General features: G+C 68.7%; 14 protein-coding genes and 1 pseudogene. 7 read left to right on the top strand and 8 right to left on the bottom strand.

Annotated elements, in window-relative coordinates; translation table 11 throughout:
- Positions 1-193 precede the first annotated feature (193 nt).
- The gene (locus tag ACT53Q_RS04935) at positions 194-3,886 is read left to right on the top strand and encodes an alpha-1,6-glucosidase domain-containing protein (protein WP_476185547.1); all 3,693 of its coding nucleotides are present in this window, start codon (positions 194-196) and stop codon (positions 3,884-3,886) included.
- Positions 3,887-3,949: 63 nt separating this feature from the next.
- On the opposite strand, the gene ACT53Q_RS04930 is transcribed toward ACT53Q_RS04935, so the two are convergent.
- A complete protein-coding gene (locus ACT53Q_RS04930; RefSeq protein ID WP_476185546.1) occupies positions 3,950-6,364 on the bottom strand; it encodes a Tle-like phospholipase domain-containing protein in 2,415 nt (804 codons plus the stop codon).
- A gap of 124 nt (positions 6,365-6,488) precedes the next feature.
- Between ACT53Q_RS04930 and ACT53Q_RS04925 the strand changes: the two genes are divergently transcribed.
- Positions 6,489-7,499, top strand: a complete 1,011-nt coding sequence (locus ACT53Q_RS04925) for an ankyrin repeat domain-containing protein (protein ID WP_476185545.1) — start codon at positions 6,489-6,491, stop codon at positions 7,497-7,499.
- A gap of 84 nt (positions 7,500-7,583) precedes the next feature.
- Here the strand turns inward: ACT53Q_RS04925 and ACT53Q_RS04920 are convergent, their stop codons facing one another.
- Together ACT53Q_RS04920 and ACT53Q_RS04915 are read right to left on the bottom strand one after the other, a co-directional pair.
- The gene (locus tag ACT53Q_RS04920) at positions 7,584-8,591 is read right to left on the bottom strand and encodes a thrombospondin type 3 repeat-containing protein (protein ID WP_476185544.1); all 1,008 of its coding nucleotides are present in this window, start codon (positions 8,589-8,591) and stop codon (positions 7,584-7,586) included.
- 219 nt (positions 8,592-8,810) lie between these two features.
- A complete protein-coding gene (locus tag ACT53Q_RS04915) occupies positions 8,811-9,860 on the bottom strand; it encodes a DUF4034 domain-containing protein (RefSeq protein ID WP_476185543.1) in 1,050 nt (349 codons plus the stop codon).
- Between the two features lie 153 nt (positions 9,861-10,013).
- Here ACT53Q_RS04915 and ACT53Q_RS04910 point away from each other — a divergent pair, with 153 nt between their 5' ends.
- Positions 10,014-10,982 carry a polysaccharide deacetylase family protein gene (locus tag ACT53Q_RS04910; protein ID WP_476185542.1) on the top strand — a complete coding sequence of 323 codons (969 nt, stop codon included), beginning with the start codon at positions 10,014-10,016 and terminating at the stop codon, positions 10,980-10,982.
- Here the strand turns inward: ACT53Q_RS04910 and ACT53Q_RS04905 are convergent, their stop codons facing one another.
- Positions 10,983-11,807 (bottom strand): MOSC domain-containing protein, encoded by an 825-nt coding sequence (locus ACT53Q_RS04905; RefSeq protein WP_476185541.1) that lies wholly within the window; start codon positions 11,805-11,807, stop codon positions 10,983-10,985. It abuts the gene before it with no gap.
- Positions 11,808-11,924: 117 nt separating this feature from the next.
- On the opposite strand from ACT53Q_RS04905, the gene ACT53Q_RS04900 reads away from it, so the two are divergent.
- The 3 genes and pseudogenes from ACT53Q_RS04900 to ACT53Q_RS04890 all read left to right on the top strand — a co-directional run bounded on the left by ACT53Q_RS04900 (position 11,925) and on the right by ACT53Q_RS04890 (position 14,448).
- A complete protein-coding gene (locus tag ACT53Q_RS04900; protein ID WP_476185540.1) occupies positions 11,925-13,196 on the top strand; it encodes a putative DNA modification/repair radical SAM protein in 1,272 nt (423 codons plus the stop codon).
- 7 nt (positions 13,197-13,203) lie between these two features.
- Positions 13,204-14,007, top strand: a pseudogene (locus ACT53Q_RS04895) (TIGR03915 family putative DNA repair protein); the annotation flags it as partial.
- 54 nt (positions 14,008-14,061) lie between these two features.
- Entirely contained in the window at positions 14,062-14,448 is a 387-nt protein-coding gene (locus ACT53Q_RS04890; RefSeq protein WP_476185539.1) for a VOC family protein, read from the top strand.
- Positions 14,449-14,463: 15 nt separating this feature from the next.
- On the opposite strand, the gene ACT53Q_RS04885 is transcribed toward ACT53Q_RS04890, so the two are convergent.
- Together ACT53Q_RS04885 and ACT53Q_RS04880 are read right to left on the bottom strand one after the other, a co-directional pair.
- Positions 14,464-15,954: a KAP family P-loop NTPase fold protein gene (locus tag ACT53Q_RS04885; RefSeq protein WP_476185538.1), complete on the bottom strand. Its 1,491-nt coding sequence runs from the start codon at positions 15,952-15,954 to the stop codon at positions 14,464-14,466.
- A gap of 54 nt (positions 15,955-16,008) precedes the next feature.
- The gene (locus tag ACT53Q_RS04880) at positions 16,009-16,779 is read right to left on the bottom strand and encodes a glucose 1-dehydrogenase (protein ID WP_476185537.1); all 771 of its coding nucleotides are present in this window, start codon (positions 16,777-16,779) and stop codon (positions 16,009-16,011) included.
- A 65-nt stretch (positions 16,780-16,844) separates the two neighbouring features.
- On the opposite strand from ACT53Q_RS04880, the gene ACT53Q_RS04875 reads away from it, so the two are divergent.
- Positions 16,845-17,642, top strand: a complete 798-nt coding sequence (locus tag ACT53Q_RS04875) for an SDR family NAD(P)-dependent oxidoreductase (protein WP_476185536.1) — start codon at positions 16,845-16,847, stop codon at positions 17,640-17,642.
- Between the two features lie 31 nt (positions 17,643-17,673).
- Here ACT53Q_RS04875 and rodA read toward each other — a convergent pair whose 3' ends face one another.
- Both rodA and mrdA read right to left on the bottom strand, forming a co-directional pair.
- Positions 17,674-18,771, bottom strand: a complete 1,098-nt coding sequence (gene rodA, locus ACT53Q_RS04870) for a rod shape-determining protein RodA (protein ID WP_476185535.1) — start codon at positions 18,769-18,771, stop codon at positions 17,674-17,676.
- The gene (gene mrdA, locus ACT53Q_RS04865; protein ID WP_476185534.1) at positions 18,768-20,798 is read right to left on the bottom strand and encodes a penicillin-binding protein 2; all 2,031 of its coding nucleotides are present in this window, start codon (positions 20,796-20,798) and stop codon (positions 18,768-18,770) included. Before mrdA ends, rodA begins: the two co-directional genes overlap by 4 nt.
- Between the last annotated feature and the right edge of the window lie 5 nt (positions 20,799-20,803).

Genomic DNA, 20,803 nt, shown 5'->3' with positions numbered 1-20,803 from the left:
GCGGCCGCGCGGCCGCACGGGAATACGTTTTCACCGTGCCCGCTGCGTCTTGTCCGCGGGGGCGCGATCGCCGACAGTGCATCGCCCGTCGCGCCGGGCATCGCGAAACCGCTGTTTTTCCGACGTTTTTTGCTGCATCGCAGCATCCTCGTGCCGGCGCGATCTTCCCGATCGGACTCTCCCGGAGGCCAGGATGCGTACGCTCTTCTCCCGATGCCATCGCGCGCTGCCCGCGCTCGCGATGTTCGCGCTCACCCTGCTGCTGGCCGCCTGCGATCCGCCGTGGAAGGCCACGCTGACCGGCGACGGGCTCGAAGCGACGGTCGGCAAGGTCGACGCCGCCGGCCTGCTCGCCAAGCACGGCAAGGGCGACAACGACGATCGCAACCATCCGGGCGGCGCCAGCGACATCTGCGACGCCAGCAACACCAGCCTCGTCCTGACGCCGGTGCCGTCGCCCCCGCGCGACGGCGCGCCGGTCGACGTGCGCGTGCACTACCACCGCGACGACGGCAACTACGCCGACTGGGGCCTGCACCTGTGGCAGGTGAACGCCGCCGGCCAGTACCTCGCCGACTATCCCGGCGTGAGCTGGGGCGCGCCGTTCGCGCGCACGGGCCTCGACGCCTACGGCGCCTACTTCGATCTGCCCGCGACCGCGTTCACCGATCCGAACGCATCCGGCTTCGGCTTCATCGTGCATCCGCCGGGCGGGAACGGCGATCCCGGCGTTGACCGGATCTGGAATTTCGGCGACGGCGGCGAGTTCTGGCTGCGCTCGGGCGATGCGACCGTGTACCGCAGCAACCCGACCGGCGTCGTGCCCGACATCGACACGGTGCGCGTGCACTACAAGCGCTTCGACAACAATTACGCGCCGTGGGGCCTGCACCTGTGGACCGGCAGCGGCCTGGACACCGCGCGCCTCGCCGGCCTGACGATCGAACAGTGGGGCGCGCCGGTGCCGTTCGCATCGATGCCCGGCTACGCCGCCGGCAGCGGCGAGATCGTGTTCGACCTGCCGGTGCTCAATCCGCGCGGCGACGCCGCGCGCACCGGCGTGGAGTTCATCATCCACGGCCTGCCGTCGAATCCGAACGGCGGCGTCGACAACAAGGATGGCTGGAACGCGAACATCCGCGTGAGCTACGCGGCGCTCAACATCGACCAGCGCGTGGGCCAGGTGTGGCTGGTGCAGGGCACGCCGACGGTGTTCACCGCGCCGCCGGACACGCGCCGCGTCTCCACCACCGATGCCCGCGCCGCATGGCTCACCCGCTCGCTGCTGAAGTGGCCGCTGGTCGACGCCTTCGGCACGTTCAAGCTGTACCACGCCGCGACGGGGCAGATCGTCGCGCAGCGCGGCCAACCGGTGCACGGCGCCGACGGCGCGCTGGCGCTGTCGATCGGCGGCAGCGTGCCGGCCGATGCGGCCGAGCGCTTCAAGTACCTCGACGCCGGCGTGGTGCTGGCGGTCGCGCCGGCCGACATCGCGGCGCTCGACGGGCTGATGAAGGAACAACTGGTGCTGGTGCAGGAGGACGCGCAGGGCCGCGTGCTGGGCGCGACCACGCCGCAGCTGGCCGGCTTCCTCGACGATCGCTACGCCGCGGCGGACGGCGTGCACGACCTCGGCGTCACCGTGAACGCCGGCAGCACCGGCTACGCGCTGTGGGCGCCCACCGCGCGCAAGGTCACGCTGTGCACCTACGGCGCGCGCGGCATGTCGCACCAGACCATCGCGATGACCGCCGACGCCGCCACCGGCGTGTGGCGCGCGCAGCCGCAGGGCGACGGCCGCGGCCTGTACTACCGCTACGCCGTCGAGGTGTTCGTGCGCGGCGTCGGCGTGGTGCGCAATCTCGTCACCGACCCGTACTCGATCTCGCTCAACGCCGATTCGCAGCGCAGCTACGTCGAGGACCTCAACTCGACGCGGCTGATGCCGTCGGGCTGGACGCACCGCACCGCGCCTGCGCCGGCCGAGGCGCCCGAGGACATGACCATCTACGAGTTGCACGTGCGCGATTTCTCGGCGAACGACCACACGGTCAGCCCGCGCCGCCGCGGCAAGTACCTCGCGTTCGCCGACGACGAATCCGACGGCATGCGCCACCTGCGCGCACTGGCGCGCGCGGGCGTGACCGACGTGCACCTGCTGCCGACGTTCGATTTCGCCAGCACGCCGGAAGACGACTGCATCACCCCGGTGATCCCGGTGGCCGCGCCGGATTCCGACGCGCAGCAGGCCGCCGCCAACGCCGGGCGCGGCACGGACTGCTTCAACTGGGGCTACGACCCGTGGCACTACACCGCGCCCGAAGGCGGCTACGCCAGCGATCCCGACGACGGCGCCGCACGCATCCGCGAGTTCCGCGCGATGGTGATGGGCCTGAACGAAGTCGGCCTGGGCGTGGGCATGGACGTGGTCTACAACCACACCAGCGCCTCGGGCCAGAACGCGAAGTCGGTGCTCGACCGCATCGTGCCCGGCTACTACCACCGCCTGAACGCGGCCGGCGAGATCGAGCGTTCGACCTGCTGCGAGAACACCGCCACCGAGAACCGGATGATGGCGAAGCTGATGATCGACTCGGTGAAGACCTGGGCGACGCAGTACGGCATCGATTCGTTCCGCTTCGACATCATGGGCCACCAGCCGCGCGTGGTGATGGAGAAGCTGCGCGACGACCTCGCGGTCGCCGTCGGTCATCCGGTGCCGCTGATCGGCGAAGGCTGGAACTTCGGCGAAGTCGCCAACGGCGCGCGCTTCGTGCAGGCCTCGCAGCTGTCGCTCAACGGCAGCGGCATCGGCACCTTCAGCGACCGCACCCGCGACCACGTGCGCGGCGGCTCGGGCTTCGACAACGGCGTGTCGCTGCTGCGCAACCAGGGCTACATCAACGGCCTGTGGTACGACGACAACGGCAGCGGCGGCGGCAAGACCCGCACCGACCTGATGTGGTCGGCCGACGTGCTGAAGGTCGGGCTCGCGGGCTCGGTGCGCGACTACGTGATGACCACCCACTGGGACGCCACGCTGCGGCTGGACCAGATCGACTACGGCGGCCAGCCCGCCGGCTACGTCGTCGATCCGCAGGAAGTCGTGAACTACATCGAGAACCACGACAACGCGACGCTGTTCGACAACGACGTCTACAAGCTGCCGCTGTCGACCAGCGGCGAGGACCGCGCGCGGGTGCAGATCCTCGGCGCGGCGATCGACGCCTTCAGCCAGGGCGTGGCGTATTTCCACGCCGGCATCGACACGCTGCGCAGCAAGTCGCTGGATCGCAACAGCTACGACAGCGGCGACTGGTTCAATCGCCTCGACTGGACGTACCGCGACAACGGTTTCGGCGCGGGCCTGCCGCCGCAGAGCGACAACGGCGCCAACTGGGACGTGATGCGCCCGCTGCTGGCGAACGCGGCGATCAAGCCGACCGCCGCCGACATCCGCTGGACCCGCGATGCCTTCCGCGACCTGATGCGCATCCGCGCCAGCACGCGCCTGTTCCACCTGCGCACCAGCGACGAGATCCGCCAGCGCCTGGCGTTCCACAACACCGGCAGCACGCAGGTGCCGACGGTGCTGGCCGCGCATCTCGATGGCCGCAACTACGCCGGCGCGAACTACAACGACGTGCTGTACTTCATCAACGTCGACAAGGTGGCGCAGACGCTGACGATCCCGCAGGAAGCGGGCAAGGCGTACCGGCTGCATCCGGTGCACCTCGCGGTGAACGCCGCCGACCGCCGCGCCGCGCAGGCGACCTGGGACGCGGCCAGCGGCCGCGTCAGCCTGCCGCCGCGCACGGTGGTGGTGTTCGTGGTGCCGTCGACGGTGAAGCGCAGCGCGCGCATCGAACGCGACGACCGGCGATGAGCCGGTGACGTGCGGCCTCCGCCACCGGCGGGGGCCGCACGCGGGTGACGCACGGCGTGCGGGTCAGGCGACCTTCGGCGCGCCGCGCGCGGGTTCGCCCTGCTGCTGCGTCGGCGCCTGCGCGGCCTGCTGTTCGGCACTGCGTGCGTTGGCGCGATCCACCTGCTCGGTGCTGACCGCCAGCGGCTGCTGGATGCCCTGCTGCACGCCGGTGAAGGCGACGCGCTGGTGCGCGGCGGCGGGATCGGGCGTATCGACGGCGAAGATGCGGCTGGCGTCGCGGCTCAGTTCGACCCGGCCGATCTGGGTGAAGCCGGCGTTGTGCGCCTCGGCGGTCAGCGCGCCGGCGAGGCGGTCACTGCCGGCGTCCGGGGCGCGGTTGAAGCGCTGGTCGATGGCGTGCACGCCCTTCTGCGCGTCGCGGAACAGCGCGTGGTTGGGATGCGCGGGATCGTCGAGCAGCGGCGGCGAGGAGATCGGCGCGCGCGGCGGCGCGACGCCGTCGGGCTGGCGCGCGGCGGGCGCATGCGCATCGGGCTGCTGCGGATGCGCGGCCAGCGCCTTGCGCGCGGCCTGTTCCTGCTGCTGCACCGAGGCATCGAGGCTGGGGATGACCGAGCCGACCATGCCGTGGCGGAACACCGCCTCGCCCGCGACCTCCTTGCCGTTCTGCAGCACGGTGATGGTGTTGTAGAGATTGACGGTGTTGTGCACGTTCACCGGCAGGTGGGTGGCGACGGTCGACGTCACGCCGCCCACGGTGCCGCCGACCACGGTGCCGGCCAGCGGCGCCTTGTCGGTGACGCCACGGATGGTGTGGCCCGCGCCGTCCGCGTTCTGCTGCAGCCACGCACCGGCCTGGCGGCCGCCTTCGCGCTGCGCGTCGGCGATGACGGTGGCGCCGTGGTCGATGCGGGCAGCCACGCCCTGCGTGCCCTGGCGGATGGTGGTGGCATCGCGCTGCGCGGCGTCCTGCGCCTGGCGCGCCTGCTGCTCGTTCTGCTGCATCGCCTGCCGGCCGTAGCTTTCGATGCCCTGCGCCTGCTGGCCGACCCACTTCTCCGCGCCTTCGGGCAACGGCTTCGCCAGCCAGCGCATCGCGCTCGCGGTCCACGACGTCGCGGTCTCCTGCGCCTTGCCCTGCACGTGATCGATGCCGGCCGACACGTTGCCGGCCTGCAGCCGCACCTGCGCGGTGAGTTCGCCGCCCGTCTGCACGGTGCCGCTGACCACCTTGCCAGTGGTGCCGGTGACGAAGGCGTTGGCCTGCCCGTGCAACTGCGCGGTGTAGTTCAGGCCCTGGCCGACGACGTGCAGCCCCTGCTCGGTCATCTGGCCCTGCGCCTTCACCACTTCGCCGACGTTGCGGCCGACGCGCGCGCTCATCGCGGTCGCGCTCAGCACGTCGGTCAGCGGGCCGGCGTAGGCGCCGAGTTCGCTCAGCGCCATCTGGTCGGGACGATTCACCAGCCGGCCCTGCTCGTCGCGGGTCTTGGGCGAGAGCAGCGGTTGCAGTTCGCCGGCGGCGGTCGGCAGGTTCTTCAGCGCCTGGTTGCCGGAATGGGTCGACAGGTAGTCGATCGCGCCCATCGCCGACTTCTGCGCCTCCGCCGGCAGCATCCCCGACAGCTTGCCGGCGACGAACTCGCGCGCGCCGGGCTGCGCCATCAGCGAGGTGACGTCGTTCGCCAGCCGGCCGGCTTCGACACGGCGGGCCGCGTCCATCTTCTGGATGCCGGTCTGGCCGTCGGTGAGCATTTCGCCGCCGACCTGGTAGGCATCGACGTTGCGCCTGGTGTCGTAGACCTGCAGTCCGTGCTCGTCGGCGTAGCGCTTGGCGGTGTTCGCGTGCAGGCCGGCGGCGTTGAACGTGGTGGTCTCCACGCCGGTGACCGCACCGGCCGCCGAGGCCATGCCGCCGCCCAGCGAGTGGCCGGCGATCTCGAACTGGAAGCCCTGCACGCCCTTCAGTCGGGTCGCGGCGTCCATCGCGCGATCGTAGTAGTCGGTCTTCAGGCCCAGCCCCTGCGGGACGTTGTTGGCCAGGAAGTCCTCGGCCGCGCTCTCGCGCTTGCCGCCGGGGGCCGCCGGATCGACGATCATGCCGGTCGAGCCCTTGAACACGAGGACGGGTTTCGCGTCGGGGCCGAGCACCGACTTGTCCGGCAGGTAGACCTCGGCGCGGTAGCCGGAGCCTTCCGGATGCAGCATGTTGTCGATCTGGCGGCGATCGAGCCCGGGCGCGAGCGCCTGCAGCATTTCCGGATGCTCGCTGGCGCGGGTCCAGCCCACCGGCGGCTTGCCTTCGCCACGGGCGGAGACGTAGACGTCGGCGGCCAGATCGGCCATCCGCTGCGCGTGGTAGCCACCGGCCAGCCGGTCGGCGCGGCCGGTCTCGCCGGCGCCACGCAGGTCGGACACCAGCTTCTCCTGCGCCTCGCGCTCGGCGCGGACGCTCTCCCGGGTGGGCTCGGTCATGGCTTCGGTTCCCTGAACGCTTGGTTCACCATCCTCGCAAAGCCCTTCCCGGCCGACAAGCCGGCCGATACCGCCGGTCGGGGTTTTCTGCTATCTAGGCCGCATCCCCCGATCCGATGCCGCCATGTTCCCGTCTTCCGTCCGCCGGGCACCGCCCCGCTGGGCCGCCTCGATCGCCCTGTGCCTGGGGCTGTGCGCCTGCTTCGGCCCGCTGCCCGCGGCCAACGACGCCAGCCGCTCGCAGCACGGCGCCGAGCACTATTTCGACGGCAAGGCGCTGGACCTGGCCATCGCCGCCGAGCACGGCGAGACCGACGCCATCCGCCGGCTGATGCGCGACGAGAAGGTCGATCCGGACACGATCTTCGCCAAGGGCGAGATGGGCGAGGGCATGCCGCTGGTCGCCTGGCCGGTCTTCACCGAAAACCCGGAAGGCCTGAAGGCGATGCTGGAGAACGGCGCCGACCCCAACGCGCGCCGGCCCGAGCGCATCGACAAGCGCTACGACGACGGCACCGAGAGCCACAAGTTCCGCTACAACAACGCCCTCGTCTACGCGGCGCAGGCCGAAGACCCGATCTACCTGAAGCTGCTGCTCGACCACGGCGGCGACCCGAACACGGTCAACACCAACGACGAGCCGCTGACCTTCGTCGCCTTCCTGCACCAGAACCAGTGGCAGAACGTGAAGCTGCTCATCGAACGCGGCGCGAAGGTGAACGACGATTCCGTCTACCCTGGCTCGCCGCTGGACTGGTACGCCGGGCGCGGCGGCTTCGAGCAGACCTACTGGCTGCTGCAGCACGGCGGCGACCCGACCAAGAAGGTCCGTGGCACCGCGCTCGCGCCGACCGACGCCAAGGGCACGCCGCTGCCGCAGCCGAATGCGCCGGCCGACGGGTTCGCCTGGGTCAAGTACGGCAAGGACGGCAAGCCGGTCTACGTCGACGGCATGCCCATCGTCGAGAACATCTACTGGCATCCCGGCAGCCCGAAGACAGTCGAGTGGCAGCGCAAGTGCCAGCACTGGCTGCGCGACCACGGCATCGCCCGCCCGCCGATGCCGGCGAGCCTGCGCACGATGCGCAAGTCGTTCGGTTTCCCGACGGAGGAAAAGGACATCCCGCTGCTCTGAGCGCGGCACGCGACCGACACCGACCTCGCACACGCACGAACGGCGGCCATCGGGCCGCCGTTCGCGTATCGACATCCGTTGCGCTCAGTGGCCGCAGAACTTGCCGCAGTCGCTCGGCATCTGCGGATTCGGCAGGTCGGGCCGGGTTTCCGGCTGCGCCTTGTCCACGCGCGGCAGGTCCTGGACGATGCCGCCGTACTCGCCGTATTCCGGATCGATCAGCACGATGAGGTCGCGCGGGTTCTCGATGCCGTCCGGATCGACCGTCGGCGGCTCGTGGCCCTGCACGGTCAGGATCGTCGCGCCGTGCACGCGCGCCCAGGCCTTGATCTGCTCGTCCGTCGGCGGGTCGCCCGCACCGGTGTCGGCATCGGGATTGACGTACCAGTCGTCGAGGATCTTGCCGTCCTTGTCCTGGCGCACACCGTGGCCGTCGGCGCCATCGTAGATCCAGTCGCCGTTGGTCAGCAGGTAGCCGGTGGAGCCGTCGTCGTAGTTGTAGATCTCCTTCACTTCGGGCGAGGTCAGCGGCTCCCAGCCGCCGTCCTCATCGTCTCCGGCGCTGATCAGGCTGATGTCCATGCCGCCGACGCGGCGATACGGCGCGCCGCCCTTGGTGTCGAATTCCTGCACCAGCGTGAAGCCGTCGCCCACCTCGATACCGTGCGCGGCCATCAGCTCGGCGGACAGGCCCAGACGCGTCATCGCGTCCTTGCGCTGCCCCACCGGGAACGTGGCGAACGGGTCCTGCTGGCCGGCTTCGATCGTCTCCTGCAGCTTCTCCGGATACAGGATCACCTTGCCGAGGCCGAACTCGAAGCTCGGCAGCATCTGCTTGCCGACGAGCGTGGCGATGATCTCCGGCGCGGGGCGGCTTTTGGCATCGTGCGGATCGGTGCCGGCGACGAGTTCGTCGGCATCGCAGACGCCGTCGCCGTCGGAATCGACGACGTTCCAGGCGTAGTAACAGTACGAAGCGTCGCACAGGCGCACGTGGCGCAGGGTCTCTTCCTTCGCCTGGGCAGTGCCGGCGAGTGCGGTGAGGGCGATGGCAGCCGACAGGGCGGCCGACAGCGTGGCATGTCTGGTCATGGTCCTTGGTCTCGATCGTTGCGGAAGATGTGCCGCCCCCTGCGACACCCCAACGCAAACGACGAAGCCGCGATGCGCAGGCCACCTCGACGCACGATTGCCGCAGGGAAGGCGATCGTCGTCACATCGCCGGCGATCGCATGCGGAAGCGTGTCCGCGATCGACGTCGCCTGCCGTTGTGCGCGGGCGCGCGGTCCCGCAGTGACGGCAACGAGGCGACTATCGGTGCGGACGTGCCGCGCGGCCCGGGATGACACGCCCGGGCAACGCCCTGGGCATCGGCTTGCCGGCGCGACAGGCCTGGAACTCCCCGCGATCACGGTTCCACACGTCGACATCGGGGATCTCGCCGATGCGCGCGGCCAGCGCCTGCGCCTCCGCGCGATCGCCCGCGAGGCAAGCGAAGCGCGCGAAATTGTTGAGGTTCCACGCATCTGGATAGCGCGCGAGCACGTCGTGGATGCCGCGCTTCATCGTCGGCCAGTCGACCTTCGACTGCCGGAATAGTTCGTCGCGATACTGCACCTGCGCGGCGTACCAGTAGATGCGTGCATACATGCCCTCGCCCTCGGTCTTGCGCGTGCGCTTCACCGCCGCGCGCGCGAAATCCTCGACTGCCTGCGCGCTGCCGCCCGACCGCGGCGCGTAGTAGGCCATGGCCTTGAAGTAGAGGTCGTAATACTGCGGATGCCGGGTGAGCCCCTCGTCGAGCATCCTGTCGAATTCCGCGCGCGGCCAATGCTGGTAGCCCGCGATTTCGGCCATGTATTCGTACCAGCGCGGGTCGACGGCCGCGATCTTCTTCTGCGATTCCAGATAGCTGCGCGCATTCTGGATCGCGACGAGGAAGGCCTTGCGCTCCGCCGGCGCGGCATCCTCCGGACCGCCGCAGCCGCAATGCGTCCACGCCCGCTGGATCATCATCCGCGCCTGCGCCAACCGCGGCGACGGATCCTTCGGATAGGCGGCAATCCACGCCTCGACGTTCCTGCGGCGCGATTCCCAGATCGCGAGGCTCTGCGTCCTGCCGGTGAACGCGCTGTCGATGCCCGCGTCGAAGATCGCGAGCTTCCACACGCCGCTGGAGGTCCGGGCCTGCGTCGCGCGATAGCCCTCGGCCTGCTTTTCGAGATCACCATACCGTCGCTCCATGAACGCCTGGAACGCGGTCGAACTGATGACGCCGCGGTCACGATGTTCTTCGCCGCGCCCGACAACGGGCAACGCCAGCAGGACCAGCACGCAACACAGGCAGGAAATGCGCTTCATCGTCGGTGTCTCGCCGCCGCGGGAGGAGTCCGGCAAGCGTAGCGCCATGCGCCGCGACAGGCCAATCGATTCACTCATCGGCTTGCACATCGATTCGCCGATCGCACGCAGCTGCGCTAGAGTCCGAGGCTCCCCGGCAGCGACCCGCCCGCGATGCGCATTCCCTTCCTGATCGTCCTCTCGCTGCTCGCCGCCTTCGCCACCGCCCACGCCGCCGAGCCCGACCGCCGCATCGCAGTGACCATCGACGACCTGCCGTGGCAGCGCATGGACAGCACGCCGCCGGTGCGGCTGCACAGCGGCCACGCGGCGCTGATCGCGCAGCTGAAGCAGGCCGGCGTGCCGGTGACCGGCTTCGTCAACGAGGACAAGCTCGAAGTCGACGGCGTGGTGCAGCCCGAGCGCGTGGCGATGCTGCGCGACTGGCTGGACACCGGCGCCGATCTCGGCAACCACACGTACGGCCACGTCGACCTGCACGTGGTCGGCATTCCCGCGTTCGAGAACGCGATCGTGAAGGGCGAACGCGTGCTGCGGCCGATGATGGCCGAGCGCGGGCAGGCGCCGCGCTGGTTCCGCCATCCCTACCTGCGCGCCGGGCAGACCGATGCCGACAAGCAGGCGATCGTCGATTTCCTCGGCGCGCACGGCTATCGCGTGGCGCCGGTGACGGTCGACAACGGCGAATGGGTGTGGGCGTTCGCATACGAACGCGTGCTCGACGGCCAGCCCGACACGCCCGAACGCGCGGCGCTGCTCGAACGCCTGCGCCTGGGCTACGTGCCGTACATGCTCAACAAGCTCGACTACTACGAAGCGCAGTCGCAGGCGCTGCTCGGCTACGCGCTGCCGCAGGTGCTGCTGATCCACGCCAATGCGCTCAACGGCGATGCCTACACGGCGCTGGTCGGCGGTATCCAGCGCCGCGGCTATCGTTTCGTCACGCTCGACGAAGCGATGCGCGATCCCGCCTACGCGCGGCCCGACGGCTACCACGGCCGCTACGGCCCGAGCTGGCTGCACCGCTGGGCGATGGCCGAGCACAGGCCGAAGACGTTCTACGCCGGCGAACCGGAAGTGCCGAAGTGGGTCATGGACCTCGCTGGCGTCGACAGCGAGTGATCAGCCCAGCACCTCGACCGCGTCGCCCGTGCGCACCGTGCCGGTGCCGCGGGCGATGAGGTTCATGCCGAAGGTGACGCCCGCCGGCGTGCGGCGGTAGGCCTTCAGTGTCTCCAGCGGCTCGCCGTCGTCGCGACGCCGGCCCCGCGCGGGATCGACCGTCGTGAACACGCAGCGCGTGCACGGCTTCACCGCGTCGAACACGACCTCGCCGATGCGCAGGCGCCGCCAGCCGTCCTCGGCATGCGCTTCGGCACCGGCGACGACGAGGTTGGGACGGAAGTGCGCCATCGTCACCGGCGGCCGGCCGGACGCGCCGAGACGTGCGTTGAGGCCGTCCACCGCGGCCTGCGAGATCAGCAGCAGCGGATAGCCGTCGGCGAAGCTGACTTCGTCGCCGTCGCGACCGTACGCGGGATCGACCGGCCGCTGCACCGCGGCGTCCATCCACACCAGCCGGACCTCGCGCTGCAGGCAGGCCGACAGCCACGCATGCGCCGCGGCATCGGCGAGCGGCGCCTCGACGCAGTCCTTCCACACAGTGACGGCGATGCGCGGCGCGCCGGGCGCGGGCGGCGCGACCGCCAGCGGCGGCAATCCCGGCGCGGATAGCCGCAGGCCGTCGCCATCGGGCTCGGCGCGGATCAGCACCAGTTCCGGCACCGCGCGGGCGGTGACGAAGCGACCTTCGGCGTCGACCACCAGCCAGCGCCGATCGAAGCGCGGACCGCGCGGCTCGATCGCGAGCGCGTCGACCGTCAGGCCGGCGGCGGATTTCAGCGGATAGAGATGGAGCGAGTGCAAGTGCAGCGACTGCAGGCGCATGGCGGTCTCCGGTGGCCGCGCATTGTCGCGCGAACGCGCCCGCGGCGCTGCATCCGGACGGCCGCCGCGTGCGTACCGTCTCAGCGGCTGAGACGACCGCGCCGATAGAATCCGCCCATGCAGCTGTCCCGCAAACTCGCCGTCCTGGCCGACGCCGCCAAGTACGACGCCTCCTGCGCCTCCAGCGGCGCCAGCGGCCGCAATTCCCTCAAGTCCGGCGGCATCGGCAGCACCGAGGGCATGGGCATCTGCCACTCGTACACGCCCGACGGGCGCTGCGTGTCGCTGCTGAAGATCCTGCTGACGAACTTCTGCATCTACGACTGCGCCTACTGCATCAACCGCGCCAGCAGCAACGTGCCACGCGCACGCTTCACGCCCGACGAAGTGGTGCGGCTCACGCTCGATTTCTACAAGCGCAACTACATCGAAGGCCTGTTCCTCTCCAGCGGCATCATCCGCAACGGCGACTACACGATGGAGCAGCTGGTCGAGGTCGCGCGCAGCCTGCGCGAGGACCATCGCTTCGCCGGCTACATCCACCTGAAGACGATCCCCGAGGCCTCGGCCGAACTGCTCGCGCTGGCCGGGCGCTACGCCGATCGCCTCAGCATCAACATCGAACTGCCGACCGAGGCCGGGCTGAAGGCGCTGGCGCCGGAGAAGCACCTGCCGGGCATCCACACGGCGATGGGCACGGTGCACGCGAAGATCGAGGAAACGCTGGACGCGCGCAGACCGGCGAAGGCGAGCAACGCCACGCCGAAGCGCAGGCGTCCGCCGCGCTACGCGCCGGCCGGTCAGAGCACGCAGATGATCGTCGGCGCCGACGATGCCGACGACCGCAGCATCCTGCACACCGCGCACGGTCTGTATGACGCCTACCGCATGCGCCGCGTCTACTACTCCGGCTTCAGCCCGATCCAGGATGCCTCGTCGCGACTGCCGGTGCAGGCGCCGCCGCTGCTGCGCGAGCATCGCCTGTACCAGGCCGACTGGCTGCTGCGCTTCTACGGCTTCGAGGTGGACGAGATCGCGCCGGCGCCGCAGAAGACGGGCAGCACGATGCTCGATCTCGACATCGACCCGAAGCTGGCGTGGGCGCTGCGCCATCCGGAGCGCTTCCCGGTCGATCTCAACACCGCGCCGCGCGAGGACCTGCTGCGCGTGCCGGGGCTGGGCACGCGCAACGTCGACCGCATCGTGCTGGCGCGTCGCCATGGCCGCCTGCGCATCGCGGACCTCGCACGGCTGCGCGCGCCGATGCAGAAACTGCTGCCGTTCGTGCAGTTGCTCGACCACCATCCGCGTCGCCGGCTCGACGATCCGGCGACGCTGCGCGCGCAGCTGGCACCGAAGCCGCGGCAGCAGGACCTGTTCGCGGCATGAGCCTCGCATGACGCTCTATCGCGCCCGCATCGATCCGCCGTGGGACCTCGACGCCTGGCGCGTGGCCGCGCGCGCCGGCCTGCGCGCGGGGCTGTGGCCGGAGGACATCGACTGGGACGGCGACGCGCAGGGCAGCCTGCTCGCCGCACCCGACCTCGCCACCGCCGAGGCGGTGCACGCAGCGCCGGAAGTCCCCGCGGCGCTGTTCGATCTCGCGGGCGCGGTGCTGTGCCATCGCGAGCCGCAGCGGCATGCGCTGCTGTATCGCATTGCGTTCCGCATCGCGCAGGGCGAGCGCCACCTGCTCGCGCGCGTGACCGATCCCGACGTGCGCCGCGCCGCGGAGCTGGCGAAGGCGGTCGGCCGCGACACGCACAAGATGAAGGCGTTCGTGCGCTTCCGCGAAGTGCCGGGCGAAGCCGATGCGTTCATCGCGTGGTTCGAGCCGGAGCACCACATCCTCGACCGCGTCGCGCCATTCTTCGCGCGCCGCTTCGCCGGCATGCGCTGGGCGATCCTCACGCCGTACCGCAGCGTGGCGTGGGACGGTCAAGCACTCGCGTTCGGCCCGGGCGCGCAGCGCGCCGACGCGCCCGCGGACGACGCGCGCGAGGACCTGTGGCGCACGTACTACGCGAACATCTTCAACCCGGCGCGGCTCAACCCGCGCATGATGCGCCAGGAGATGCCGCAGAAATACTGGAAACACCTGCCCGAGACGCAGCTGCTGCCCGAGCTGGTGCGCACCGCCGGCGCTCGTGTCCGCGACATGGCCGAGCGCGAGGCGCAGCCGCCGCGACGGCGCCGCCCAACGCCACGGGACACGCCGTAGACTGCGGCTTCCTTCCGCCATCGAGCCACCGCCATGCCCGGTCCCGCCCGCGCCGGCGTCCTGATCTACGCCAGCGACCGCGATCGCCTCGAACGCTTCTACTGCGAGGTCGCCGGCATGCGCCGGCTGCACGCCGACGAGCACATCGCGGTGCTCGAATCCGGTGACCTGCAACTCGTCCTGCATCGCATACCGCCGCACATCGCCGCGGACATCGTCGTCACCTCGCCGCCGCAGCGGCGCGAGGATGTCGCGATCAAGTTCTTCCTCACCGTGCCGGACCTCGACGTCGCCGCCGAACGCATCGCCGCCCTCGGCGGTGCGCTGTTCGACGGACGCTGGCAGGGCCCGGGCTTCACCGTGTGCAACGCGATGGATGCCGAAGGCAACGTGTTCCAGGTGCGAATTCCTTGCGAATAAGGACAGAAAAATAATCTACTTCAAATATCCCGCATATCTTACGAGCTTAAAATATCTTGCAACAGAAGGGAAGTCATCAAACCCGGCTCCCCCCAAATTATATTCCCTCATAAGCGCCTCAAGAACAAGATTTTGAGGGGAAATTGCATGGTACCCAGATTTGTATTCAAAAATATCCCTGTATTTCATTTTTGAAAAAAATGAATAGCAAGAAATTATTTCACTTATGCTTATATCTACATTTTGCCATACAGAGCTTCTTACGGCCCTGTAAGCGAACTTGATATTATTTTTAATCAAGTTTTTGCACACATCCTCTGCGCTCATGCCGCTCTCAAATTCGTTAAAAAACGCCTGACCAACCTGAGCAAGAGCACATAAAAAGAACATAAATACTGTATGGACAACATCTGCATTAAGTGATGCGACCGCACCATCCGCCATCTGAAAAACCTGCCTTTGAGATCGGGCATCTAAATCAAAAGCGCTAAAAATCCACAATATTGCTTCAATCGATTCATTTTTTCCGTATGAATCAATGCCAGGAATCGGAAAAAAACTCTGCTTTGAAGAAATTCCGTCAAAAAAATATTGGAGCTGCAAAATATGATTGCTCGATACGACAACAGGCAAGAAAATAGATTGATCAAAAAATCTCTTCAAATACATTTCAGAATTGAATTTCTGGCCATACACAGCACAAATCGAATGCCTGAGTTGTGACAAATTGGTCGACACTACAAAGCAAACTTTGTCCGTACCAAAGATGTGCTTGACCTCTTCAAGCATCGAGATTGCATAGGTTGGACGACATCGATCCAGTTCGTCGATGAACACGAACAGCGGGTACTTCGCATCTGCCTGCTCGTGAATCAGGTCGATGAGATCGACCAAAGCCTTCTTGAAGTCGCGAATGTCCGACTTCCGCCGTTGGTGCTCCTGGATCGAGACATCGAACACCTTGTCGAGGACGTCCTCTGCAGAGGACGCCAAACTTGTCTTGTCATTCGATTCGCCATTGCCGGCTTTGTCGCTGCTGTCGAGTATTTCCTGAAGGCCAACGCCGATGGCCTTCTGCAGCATGCCAGAAGCAACCACCTTGGCCACCGGCATCACGCTCTTCCTCAGCTTCCTGCCCGCATCAACGACCAACGCACGCGCTTTCCTCTCAATGGTTTTTGTCTTGGGCAGCTTGCCGATCCACTGCTTCATCTCTTCGTTGATTTCGGCCATCAACGCGACCGACGCCTCTTCACCGATGTCGTTCTCCCATGCATCGAAGAGCACGACGGGATAGCCTTGGCGCCGAAGGTCGTCGGTCCATCGTTTGACGAAGAAGCTCTTGCCGGCGCCCCATGCGGCATCAAGGGCAACCGTCCACCCGCGTTGTCCTTGCTTCGCAGAAATCAACTCCGTCCGCGCAACCAGCGCTTTCGTCAGGAAGTCGGCGAACTCGCGGCGACCAAGCAGGTCGTCGCCCCAGATGTCATCCTCGGTTTCGGTCATCGCGCTTCTCCCTGATCGCGGTTCGTCATTCCATCGTGAGCGCCGGCGGAACCGTTACGCCAGATACCCCCCATCCACCGTCAGGCAGGTGCCGGTGACGTAGCTCGCGGCCGGCGACAGCAGGAACAGCGCGGCGGGGGCGATCTCGTCGGGCTGGGCGCTGCGGCCCATCGGGATCAGCTGCGACATCATCGCCATCAGCTTCGGGTTGCCGGTGATGGCGGAGGCGAACTTGGTGTCCGTGAGGCCCGGCAGCAGCGCGTTGATGCGGATGCCGTGGGCGGCTAGTTCCTTGGCGAAGCCTTCGGTCATGTTGACGATGCCGGCCTTGGTCATCGAGTAGATGCCCTGCCCGTGCGCGGGGCGCTTGGCGTTCACCGACGCGACGTTGACGATGGTGCCGCCGCCGTGGTCCTTCATCCGCTTCGCCGCCTGCGCGGTGGTCCAGAAGTAGCCGCGCAGGTTCACTTCGACCGTCTTCTCGTAGCTGCCGAGGTCCATGTCGAGCATCGGCCCGAAGTAGGGATTGGCGGCGGCGTTGTTGACCAGCAGGCTGGCGACCTTGCCCTCGGCATCGAGCGCGGCGAACAGTGCCTCGATCGCGGCGGGATCGCCCACGTGCAGCGCGCGCGCCTCTGCGGAACCGCCGGCATCGCGGATGGCCGCGGCCACGGTCTCGCAGGCGTCGACCTTGCGCGAGGTGCAGACCACGTGCGCGCCGTGCGCGGCGAGCAGGTGGGCGATGGCCTCGCCGATGCCGCGCGAGGCGCCGGTGACGAGGGCGGTGCGGCCGGTGAGGTCGAACAGGGATTCGGGGGACGACATGCGGGGCTCCATGGCCGGAACCGCCGGCCTGTTAAGCTGGGGAGACTACCGCAGGACCCCCCTTCATGACCCAACGTCGCGTCCTCGTCACCGGTGCCGGCAGCGGCCTCGGCCTCGGCCTCGCCCTCGCGCAGCGCTACGCCCGCACCGGCGCGCGCGTGGCCTGCGTCGATCTCACCGTCGAGCGTGCCGAAGTCGGACGCGCATCGCTGACCGGCGACGGCCATCTCGCACTGGCCGCGGACGTGGGCGACGACGCGGCGATGCAGGCGCTGCACGACGCGGTGATGGCGACGTGGGGCGGCGTCGACGTGCTGGTGAACAACGCCGGCATCGCGTCGGCCGGCGCGCTGGTCGACACCACGATGGACGAATGGCGGCGGATCCTGGAGATCGACCTGCTCGGCGTGGTGCGCGGCTGCCGGCTGTTCCTGCCGCACATGATCGCCGCTGGCCGCGGCCAGGTGCTCAACACCGCGAGCTTCGCCGGCCTCGCCGGCGCGCCGGGCATCATGAGCTACGGCGTGGCGAAGGCCGGCGTGGTCGCGCTGTCGGAACAATTGCGCGCGGAGCTGCACGGCACCGGTGTGTCGGTGGGCGTGATCTGCCCGGCGTTCTTCCGCACCAACCTGATGGACACCGCGATCGCCGACGAAGCGACGAAGGCCAAGGTGCAGCGCTGGATGGACCGCTCGCCCGACAAGCCCGACGTCGTCGCCGACAAGGTCTTCGCCGCCGCCGAACGCGGCGATTTCCTGATCCTGCCGACGCAGCGCGAACCCGGCCGCTGGCGCATCAAGCGCTGGTTCCCCGGGCTATATTTCAGGATGCTGCTGAAGATGGCGGGGCAGCGCGCGCGCTGACGGCAGCGGTCGATGCGACGACGCCGATCTTTCAGCGACGATCCTTCATCGCCATCACCACGCCGAGGCCGGCGAGCAGCGACACGGCGGCGGTGCCGCCGTAGCTGAGCAGCGGCATCGGCACGCCGACGACGGGCAGCAGTCCGGAAATCATGCCGCCGTTGATCACGACGTACACCGAGAACGCGAGGCCGAGCGCGCCGGCGAGCAGGCGGCCGTAGGTGTCGCGGGCTTCGCTGGCGATCCACAGGCAGCGGCCGACGACGAACAGGTACAGCGCGAGGGTGATGCTCACGCCCATCCAGCCGAATTCCTCGGACAGCACGGCGAAGATGAAGTCGGTGGTGTGCTCGGGCAGGTAGTCGAGGTGCGACTGCGTGCCCTGGCCCCAGCCCTGGCCGGTCCAGTGGCCGGAGCCGATCGCGATCTTCGACTGGATGATGTTCCAGCCGGTGCCCAGCGGGTCGCGCTCGGGTTCGAGGAAGGTGAGGATGCGGTCCTTCTGGTACGGCCGCAGCAGCTTGAACCACGCCAGCGGCGCGATCGCGGCCACGCCGGCGCCCGCGGCCGCGAACCAGCGCCACGGCAGGCCGGCGAGGAACAGTACGAACGCGCCGCTGATCGCGACCAGCATCGCGGTGCCGAAGTCCGGCTGCAGCAGGATCAGCCCGGTCGGCATCGCGATGATGCCGCCGGCGATCAGCACCGTGGACACGCGCGGCGGCAGCGGGCGCTGGTGCAGGAACCACGCGACCATCATCGGCAGGCTGAGTTTCAGCACTTCCGACGGCTGGAAATAGAACACGCCGAGGTTGATCCACAGGTTGCCGTGCTTGCCCTGGCCGATCAGCAGCACCAGCAGCAGCGGCGCCAGCGAGCCCACGAACACCAGCGGCGTGACGCTGCGCAGCCCCGCCGGCGACACGCGCGAGAGCAGCCACATGCCGCCGAGCCCGATCACGTAGCGCGAGCCCTGCGCGATGACGAGCTTCGGGTTCTCGTTGCCGGCGCTGTACAGCACCATCAGGCCGATCACCATCAGCGCGAGCAGCGCGCCCAGCAGCGGCAGGTCGATCGTGCGCGTGAAGCGCAGGAACAGGTCCAGCAGCCAGCGGACAAAGGCCTTCATCGCGTCACCGCCGGCACGCGCGGGGGCGGCGGCAGCACCGGCGCCGATGCAGGCGCCGAAGCGTGTGCCGATTGCGCTGCGGCCGAAGGCGGTGCGGCCGCGGGCGGCGTCGCCGTCGTCGCTGCGGGAGGCGTCCCGGTCGCGGCGGGCGACGTCGCGGCATCGACGCTTTCGACGCCGTCCGGCATCTTGCCCAGCACCCACGCATCGAGGATCTTGCGCGCGATCGGCGCGGCGGTGCTGGCGCCGAAGCCGCCGCCTTCCACCACCACCGCCACCGCGATCGTCGGCGCCTCCGCAGGCGCGTAGCCGACGAACAGCGCGCGATGGCGCAGGTGCATCGGCAGCATGCGCGGGTTGAGGCTGACGTTGCCGCGGCGGCTGACCACCTGCGCGGTGCCGGTCTTGCCGGCGATGTGGTACGTCAGGCCGCCGCTGATGTTGCGCGCGGTGCCGCCGGGGCCGTGCACGACGCGCATCATGCCTTCGCGCACCACCTGCAGGTGTTCGGCGCTCTCGGTGATGCGGCGCGGCACCGGCTGCGGCACCATCGTCCACGGCTTGTCGAAATCGGCGCGCGTTTCCTTCACCAGGTGCGGCGGCCGCAGCTGGCCGCCGTTGGCCAGCGCGCCGATGCCCTGCGCCAGCTGCAGCGGCGTGACCTTCCAGAAGCCCTGGCCGATCGCGCTGATGACGGTGTCGCCGAGATACCACGGCCCCTGGCTCTTGGCATGCGCGCGCTTCCACGCCGGCGACGGCAGGATGCCGCTGGCTTCGCCGGCGAGGTCGATGCCGGTCGGCTTGCCGAAGCCGTACTTGTCCATGTACTGGTCCATGAGGTCGATGCCCATGTCCAGCGACAGCTTGTAGTAGTACGTGTTGACCGAATCGCCGATCGACTTGCGCATGTCGGTCCAGCCCTCGCCGCGCGCGGCGTCGCGGTAGCCGCGCTTCTGGCCGGGGATGTGGAACTCGCCGGACGCGAAGATGCGGTCCTCCGGCGTGCGCTTGCCGCTGTCCAGCGCGGACAGCGCGAACAGCGGCTTGAGCGTCGAACCCGGCGCGACGCCGCCCAGCACGTTGCGGTTGAACAGCGGCTTCGCCGGATCGTCCATCAGCAGGCGGTAGTCGGCATGCGAGATGCCGTTGACGAACAGGTTGGGGTCGTAGCTCGGCACGCTGACCATCGCCAGCACTTCGCCGGTGCGCGGATCCACCGCCACCGCCGAGCCGGTGAGATCGCCGAAGGCCACCGTCGCCGCGTGCTGCAGGTCGGCGTCGATGCTCAGGCGCAGGTCGATGCCCGGCCGCGCCGGGATGCGGCCGACGCGGTCGATGATGCGGCCGTCGACGTTCGTCTCGATCTGCTCGTAGCCGATGCCGCCGCGCAGCTGCGCATCGTAGTAGCGCTCCAGCCCCGCCTTGCCGGTGTGGGTGAAGGCCGCGGTGTCGTCGCCCAGCTTCTCGAGGTCGTTCTTGTCGACCCGGCCGACGTAGCCGAGGACGTGCGCGAACAGCGCGCCGTAGGGATAACGCCGGGTGAGGTACGGCACCAGCTCCACGCCCGGATACTTCCAGCGGTCGACGGCGAAGCGCGCGGCTTCCTCGTCGGTGATCTTCAGCCGCAGCGTCACCGGCAGGAAGCTGCGGGTGACGTGGCGGGTGTCGTTGAAGCGCTGGATGTCGTCCGGCGTGAGCACGATGATCTTCGCCAGCGACGCGACGGTGGCGTCGACGTCGCCGGCCTCGGCCGGCACCACGTCGAGGCGGTACGCCGGCACGTTGTCGGCCAGCACGCGGCCCTTGCGGTCGTAGATCAGGCCGCGGGCCGGCACCTCGGGGCGCTGCTTGATGCGGTTGGCCTGCGATTTCTTCGCGTAGTCGTTGTGCTGCAGCACCTGCAGCCGGAAATACCACGCCGACAGGCCGCCGATCGCCAGCACCACGCACACGAAGCCGAGCGCGGCGCGCGCGCGGAACCGCGCGGCGTCCTGTGCGGAATTGCGGATGTAGCCGCGCGGCGCCATCGCCG

The organism is Lysobacter sp. DMC97, from assembly GCF_056313745.1.
The sequence above is the reverse complement of the archived record's forward strand: the minus strand, read 5'-3'. Positions and strand labels throughout refer to the sequence as shown.